The 6,998-nt window shown below is 34.7% G+C and carries 5 protein-coding genes and 1 pseudogene; 2 read left to right on the top strand and 4 right to left on the bottom strand.

Annotated features, from left to right (window positions below):
* Positions 1-30 precede the first annotated feature (30 nt).
* From ASJ81_RS07345 to ASJ81_RS07335, 3 genes and pseudogenes are all read right to left on the bottom strand, one after another.
* Positions 31-315, bottom strand: a pseudogene (locus ASJ81_RS07345) (DUF6444 domain-containing protein); the annotation flags it as partial.
* 342 nt (positions 316-657) lie between these two features.
* On the bottom strand, positions 658-1,785 hold the full coding sequence (locus ASJ81_RS07340) for a glycosyltransferase (protein ID WP_095643914.1): 1,128 nt from the start codon (positions 1,783-1,785) through the stop codon (positions 658-660).
* Positions 1,786-1,864: 79 nt separating this feature from the next.
* Positions 1,865-2,920, bottom strand: a complete 1,056-nt coding sequence (locus ASJ81_RS07335; protein ID WP_141241615.1) for a hypothetical protein — start codon at positions 2,918-2,920, stop codon at positions 1,865-1,867.
* A 913-nt stretch (positions 2,921-3,833) separates the two neighbouring features.
* On the opposite strand from ASJ81_RS07335, the gene ASJ81_RS07330 reads away from it, so the two are divergent.
* Both ASJ81_RS07330 and ASJ81_RS07325 read left to right on the top strand, forming a co-directional pair.
* Positions 3,834-4,154: a hypothetical protein gene (locus tag ASJ81_RS07330; protein WP_095643912.1), complete on the top strand. Its 321-nt coding sequence runs from the start codon at positions 3,834-3,836 to the stop codon at positions 4,152-4,154.
* Between the two features lie 421 nt (positions 4,155-4,575).
* On the top strand, positions 4,576-5,067 hold the full coding sequence (locus tag ASJ81_RS07325) for a hypothetical protein (protein WP_095643911.1): 492 nt from the start codon (positions 4,576-4,578) through the stop codon (positions 5,065-5,067).
* 464 nt (positions 5,068-5,531) lie between these two features.
* Here ASJ81_RS07325 and ASJ81_RS07320 read toward each other — a convergent pair whose 3' ends face one another.
* Positions 5,532-6,614, bottom strand: coding sequence for a cytochrome c biogenesis CcdA family protein (locus tag ASJ81_RS07320; protein WP_245859893.1), 1,083 nt, complete (start codon positions 6,612-6,614; stop codon positions 5,532-5,534).
* Positions 6,615-6,998 lie beyond the last annotated feature (384 nt).

Genomic DNA, 6,998 nt, shown 5'->3' with positions numbered 1-6,998 from the left:
TTAGCAGTTCAAAGAATGCTCTATTACCTAATCAGGATTATCAACCATTTTAAGAGTTGTTCCTGGATGACCTTCTTGACCTCCAGGGTTCTTTTCGCTCTTTTTACGGAGACTCTTGGGATTAGGTTTTCCTTTGACAAAAAAATCAGTAGAAGGAGGTTTACTGCTGTTTCTGCTATTTTGATTTAAGCGAGATTCTAAAACTTGCAATTTTTCACTAAGCTGTTTTATTTGAGATTCAAGACTCTCAATGTAAGTTGCAATAACTTCAGGATTTGAAGTACACAGAGCAAGAATCTCTTCACGTTTCATCAAAGATAGAAATAACTCATTGTAAATCCAATTTTTCCTCGAAAAGAGGAAAAATTGTGTAGCCCTAAAAAGGCTACCTGAATAGTAACGAAATCTTTATCAATATGTCTTTAGATCGAAATAAAAAGTTTCAATCCTTGTGTTAGTGGATCTCGCTTACAAGTTCTTTTTTCACCAAGTTCTCTTTGTTCTTAGTGATTCTTACTTTTCCAGCCTCTGTGAGGTTTATAACATTATTATAATATTTTTAAGCCAAGAAAAGAGACCCTCTTATATAAAGTTTTTCTTCCTGTTGAATCCCAGAAACCAATGGATACCTGAAGGCTAATTTTTCATATTCGGATATCAGTAAGTTCTTAGTTTCCATGTAACCTGCGTGTTCATCAGATAGTTCCAGAAAAAGACAATTACTATCCCTATGAGGTTTGAAACCAGATAATAGATACCAAAGAAATTTGTCAGGAAATACAATATTCCTATATTAATTATAAGTCCTACAATTGAGATACCCTGGAAAGAAAAAAATCTCTTAAATCTATTCTGTGTATATTTATCGGCTTTATCCTTCAGTTTAAATGTCCAGTAGTCATTCAGGAGAAAATTACTCAGGATAGATATTTCTATTGCTACTAAACTGGATATAATATAATAAAGGCCTATATACTCAGTAAATAAATATAGAGAACCAACATTGACCAGTACCCCGGATAATCCTACTAAGCAAAATTTTCCTATTTTCTCCCATTCGGTCCAGGCATGGTTATTACGAAAAGCAAGAGAATACTTAGCGATATTTAAAATTTGTTTTATATAGTCAGTTATGATGCAAAATGTGAGTTTACTTTCTCCGTTCTGCCGATCACTAAATGTAAATGGAATCTCGATAAATGAGTTCCACTTTCCCTTTCCGAGAACTTCCATAAGAATTTTGTACCCGCGAGGATGAAGTTGAGCTCCAGAGATAACTTTCTTTTTTTGGGCAAAAAAACCGCTTACAGGATCCGTAACTTCAGGAAATAGTATTCTTCCAAGTCCTGTTGCTCCAAGAGACAAAATCCGACGTTTAAGAGGCCATTGTTTAATGCCTCCTCCGTGAGTATATCGACTTCCTATTACAATATCTGTTCCTTTTTTAATTTCTTCGTAAAAACGAGGAATTAATGCTGGAGGATGGGAAAAATCGGCGTCAATTACCAGAAAAGTGTTAGAATTTGCCTGCCTGAAGCCCTCAACTACGGACTGTGAAAGCCCATGATCTGTGTGTCTTACGATAATTCTCAGATTATTGTATTTCAACATAAGCTCTTCGACAATTTTAATAGTTTTGTCTCGAGATTCGTCATCAACAATAAGAATCTCCCCACGAATCTTATGTAATGAAAGAGTTGAGTTCACAGCCTCGATTATCCTGGCAATATTGATCTCTTCATTAAAGGTGGGAATAATTACTGTTAGTTCATACTTAAGATACATTTTAACTCCAACTTGTAAATTAAACCTAATAAGCGAAATAATAATCATCTATTTGTATAAAATTAATAAGAAATCTCAATTAGATCACCAGATTGAAACTATTAGTCCAGAATACCATTAAAAAACCTTGGAGGAGAGCGAAAGACAGCGTAATAAGGTCTTCTGAAACGCGATTTTTAGTAATATCCGCAAAAAGGATATAAATAGGAAAAATTACAAGAATAAATCTGGGCATGGACTGAATTCCCGTACAAAGTGGGACGAAAATAGAATATATACAAAATAACCAGTAAGAAAATCGGATCCTTCTGTAAAATAATATAAAAATAAACATAGCAATGGTAGCAAAAACAGCCTCAAAAGCTGTGTAAATATCCCCCTGATACCCGTTAATTAGAATCTCCAGAGGATTTCCAAAATGTCTTTGCCACATTACCTGAGAGTGTGCAAAAGCCATGAAATCTCCAGTCAGGTGATAATTAAAGATCATGAAAGAAAATGTGCCCAGAGGGATTAAAGAGAGATAAAACAGAGGAAATATTTTATTTAGGGAGTTTTTAAGGCTTTTTAAGCTTACATCTTTTCTTATCAAAGGCATAAGACCCTCGTAAAGCAAAGGTAAAACGACAAGAACACCGGTAGACCTTGTTAAGGATAAAAAGAACCCTGTGATCCCAGCTAGGTGCCATTTACCTGTTCTGGCGTAATAAAAACACATTAAAGTAAGAGTAAGGTACAGGGATTCGGTGAAAACTCCAGAAAGAATGAAAGAAACCGGAAAAAGAAGCAGATATTTTATTGATTTAATGGATATATCTTCATCATAATCGAGCCTTACAAGCCGATAAAGATACACACAGGAAACTATTAAACAAAAGTTTGATATTATCAAACCAGCAAGATAGTAATTTCCTGTAGCCAAGCCTAGAAATCTCATTATCAATGGATACAGGGGAAAAAACGCGATATTAGTCTGCTGTGAAATTACCTGGTACATAGAACTTGGAGTATAGCCATGCTGAGAAATACCTATATACCAGCCTGTATCCCAAACTCCCCATATATCCAGCCAGTTATGTTTTGTCCAGATAGGCTGATTCGTCCCGTATACTGATAAAACTTTACGAGATAGCACTCCGATGATGCTTAAAATTATTCGTGTACTGAAGAACATTAATAAGATATATTTTATTTCAGGAATGTGAGGTCTGTGTTTAGAAAATGAAATTGAGTTCATGTGCTACTATTTCCTGTTTAATCCTTAATTTATTTTACAATTGTTTTTAAAATGCAAACAGTTTAGCTCAATAATATAGGCTCTCTTATATCCCGACTTCTGAATTAACAAAATCCTCAACATTTAAGTGGTTTTTTGCTTTAAAGTAGAAGCAATAAATATGTAAGATTATAAAAGAAATTTCTAAACATATTGTCAGAACCTGTCACTACCTATTAAATATTCAATATTGCGATATAACTGGAAACTCAAAGTTCGTTTAATATGACTTTCTATTTTCATCAAATCATTAGCATATACTTTAGTTAGTATGCATAGATCGAAATCAAAGGCAATGAATAAGGAGTGCATTAATAAAATACTCTATTAAATTTAATAATATGAAATACTTTATGATCAATTCCGTCTCCTCTTATTATAGTTTTTTATATTTATATTTTTTGAAAATTATCACTATTTCTTCAAAGTGAGTATCCTACACTACAAATAGCTTTGAAAAATGTTACCATTTTATTCAGGCAGGTAGGTTTGAGTTGACAGTTCAGGCGTTGTTGAGAAAGTTTGGCTTAAGTTTGACTCTTTGGATATTAGAATTTCCATAATATCTATGGACTTTTCCGCAAACTTTATAAATTTTTGAATACATAAGTTTAACAAAGGATAATGAATAAAACACTAACATATCTTGTTATAAGGGATATTTCCTAACTCCTAAGTTTGTTTTTGTTTAACTCCAGGGATCTTACTTAAAAAACGAGCAAGCACACGAATACATTTAAATGAAAGGGACAGAATAATAATAGGTGGTATATTGGGGGAAACCATTGATTATTGTTATTATATAAAAATGCCTGGAAAACTCTTTGAGCCTAAGGATAGTATGGCCAAAATCAGTTTAAATAAAGAAGAGCAAAAAATCTTACAGGGTTTTGTGCACAACAAGGCTGAACAAAAAGCCGGTTACTATGACCAGAAAATAGCTGAAATGAAACAGAAGTACGATATGGATTATTCAACTTTTCAGAATAAAATCTACTTTAGAGCAACAGAAATAGATCTTGAAGAATGGAACGATTTCGTGCTTTGGGGAAGTTATGTCAAAGCACATCGGTATTGGGCACAGTTTTGCTGAGTGAAACCTCAACCAGTTAATTTATCGTTCTCTCTCGGAATTAACGTTAAAAAAGAAACTACGTCAGTCTTGTAGCCCTGATAAAGAATAATTTACAGGGAAGACTAGTATTTCAAATCAGTGTTTGTAATTATACAGTTATTGTATTGACAGTATTAATTATATAATCGTTAATTTTATAATTTGAATTTTTATAATTTAATAATTATTTACTTTTTATATTGATCTGTTTTCCTTTGTCATAAGGACACATAAAAAACTTCGTCGTATGAATATAACGAATTATTGTACTGCTACTCAGGTTTTCATAACTGCAAAGCATTGTTTGTATTTATTTTAAAGAACGCTTTTATTGTTGTAAAGAGCCATTATATGATAATTAAAATCATATTATTTTTTAAACCGCATAGAGGAGAACTGTATGGCTCATGATTATATGTTAATTCTTGGATCGAATGTGTATGCAGATCCTGTATACAGGTTGTCATACAAGCCTGATCAAAATAACAAAGATAGGGTACCTTTATTCACTCTGGAAAACTGTGATGGCGATTTGGTTCTAACAACCGAGATTCGGGACGAAAATTCCAATCTTATAGCAAAAATCGATAAAAATGAGTTTATCCAGCTTAATGAAAACTTTGAGGCAGAAGGGAGAATCGAGGCTGAGAGCGGCTTTACACTGATGCGAAAAGAAGATAGAACTGTTATTTTTAATGTCAGAATTACAGAAGACAGATACATAGTAGTGACAGGAACTTTTTATGTAGAAGATAAAAAAATCCGTATAACTGACAGCAGCGTGGAAATAAACGACGTATCTCGAAAAAGCATAAACGGCGTGGATATGCATGATGCCATTTTTGTCGGGACTTGCGATATTACGTTAACCAATGATGGGATGATAATTTAAAGCTCAACCAATTAATTTTTTGTTACCATTTAGTTTTTCGTTACCAGTTTGTTTTTCGTTTATTCCATTTTTCTTGTTGTCCCTATATCCGGTTGATATTTTTCTCAAATGCTCATAAAGTAGTTCTCAGTTCTTTTTTGTTCCGGACCTCAGCGCAACTGGAGCTTGCCTGCATTCCTTGCACAAAAACACAATTATTTTTCACACTAAGTATTTAATCATGGTAATATCAGTCATGTAACACCAGACGACCTAAAAAACGTTTTTAAAAATACCTTTTCAGGATTTGTCTCCAAAAGTGCATTTTCAGGATATAATCCAGGGTCACACTGGTATTTTCTACAGTAAGTTAACTGGAAACTTTACAAAGTTAAAAAATAGACTGGAATTGTTTGCGGACTTAAAAATCAGGTTTTTACTTAAATATCAGGCTTTTTATTGAAGTATTATAGAGCTTTTTATGGTCAGATTACTCCAAGCTGCATGAGCCGGGCAACGGATATCAGTATGATTCCTGTTGTCAGCCTTATTTCCACTCTCCACCTTTCCCTGAATTCGGTGACTTTACTCGGGCTGAGTCCGAAGGCAAGGAGGAGGCCAAGAGCTATTACAGGAAGCAGGAGTCCTAGATTGTAAATACCCATATATAATGTTCCCCTGAGAATATCGGTTTTTGTTGCCAGGATGCTCAGGAGTGAGAGAAAGATAGCTCCTACACAGGGAGCTTTGACCAGGGAGAACATACTTCCAGAAAGGAAGGACAGCAATACCAGGTTATTCTGATCCATTTTGCCCATAAAGTTTTTTAAAGGTTTGGGAGTCCTGAAGGTAGTTCTTGCATGCTTTTTCAGCCAGTAGGCATCAAAAATATGCCAGAGGCCGAGCAGGAAAATGATCAGAACTGAAGTTTCTATAAAACTTCCCTGGATGTCAGGCAGGAGATTAACAACAATGAGGATGCCCATTCCGGCAAGCATATACATGGTAAAGATTCCTGCCGAAAAACCGAGTGTGATTTTGAGCATTTCTTTTCTTCTTCCATGCTTGACAAGCGTAACTGAAGCGAGAAAAGCCATTACCGCAAGGAGGCAGGGATTAAAACCTGCAAGGATGCCTGCCACCAGAAGTAAGAAAGGACTGATTTTTTCGAGATGCTTGTTTTTTCCATCTCGGGTCCCTGTTAAGGGGAGAGAAAGATCCTCGATAAGAAGAGTAGAAGGCATCTGGGTTTCTGTTAGAAAAAATCTTGATGTGTTTATACATACTCCGTAAAAACAGCCTGTTGCTCGGCCTCCAGATACCGCAGATGAAACTAAGGATGCAGGGCTCAACAACAAAAAAATGCAGGCCAGCACAAAAATTCCTTTGTTTACAAACAACTTACGCTCATTTTTCTTTTTCATATATTTTTCCAAAACTATTTTATAAAGAAAGCTTGAACATCCGGAACCTACGGACACATAATCTCGAGTAAAGTTCAAATTTTTGCTCGTTTTAAGGGCTGTTCTTATGGAAGGAAAGAGACTGTGTCCAGATTGAGCTTTCATTCTTTAATTTTCCTCTTTTTATAGTGAAAAAAATATGTATTGATAACAATTATTTCTTTCGATTTTACTAATTAAGGTGTTACTTTTAGTCTTAATTTATCTATCCATATATTAGTTTTTGTTAAGATATCATCGGTTTTACAAAAACTCCACACCTCATTGTCAAGGCCGATTTACTTTTCCCCATTTTGGCCGATTTACTTTTCCCCACCTTTGTCGGATAAGTCAGGGAGATCTCTCTCCCTTTCTCTCCTAAGAACCGGACAGGACAGTTTCCCGTCATCCGGCTCAGACATTCTATAACCCTTTCTGTATTAGGCAGCAGTTTTTTTGTATCCTCTTCAAATTGAGTGGAAATCTCTCACTTTCCACTCACTGAACTTC

Source organism: Methanosarcina spelaei, assembly GCF_002287235.1.
In the GTDB taxonomy this organism is placed as follows: Archaea; Halobacteriota; Methanosarcinia; order Methanosarcinales; family Methanosarcinaceae; genus Methanosarcina; species Methanosarcina spelaei.
This window is presented reverse-complemented; position numbering and strand designations above follow the sequence as displayed.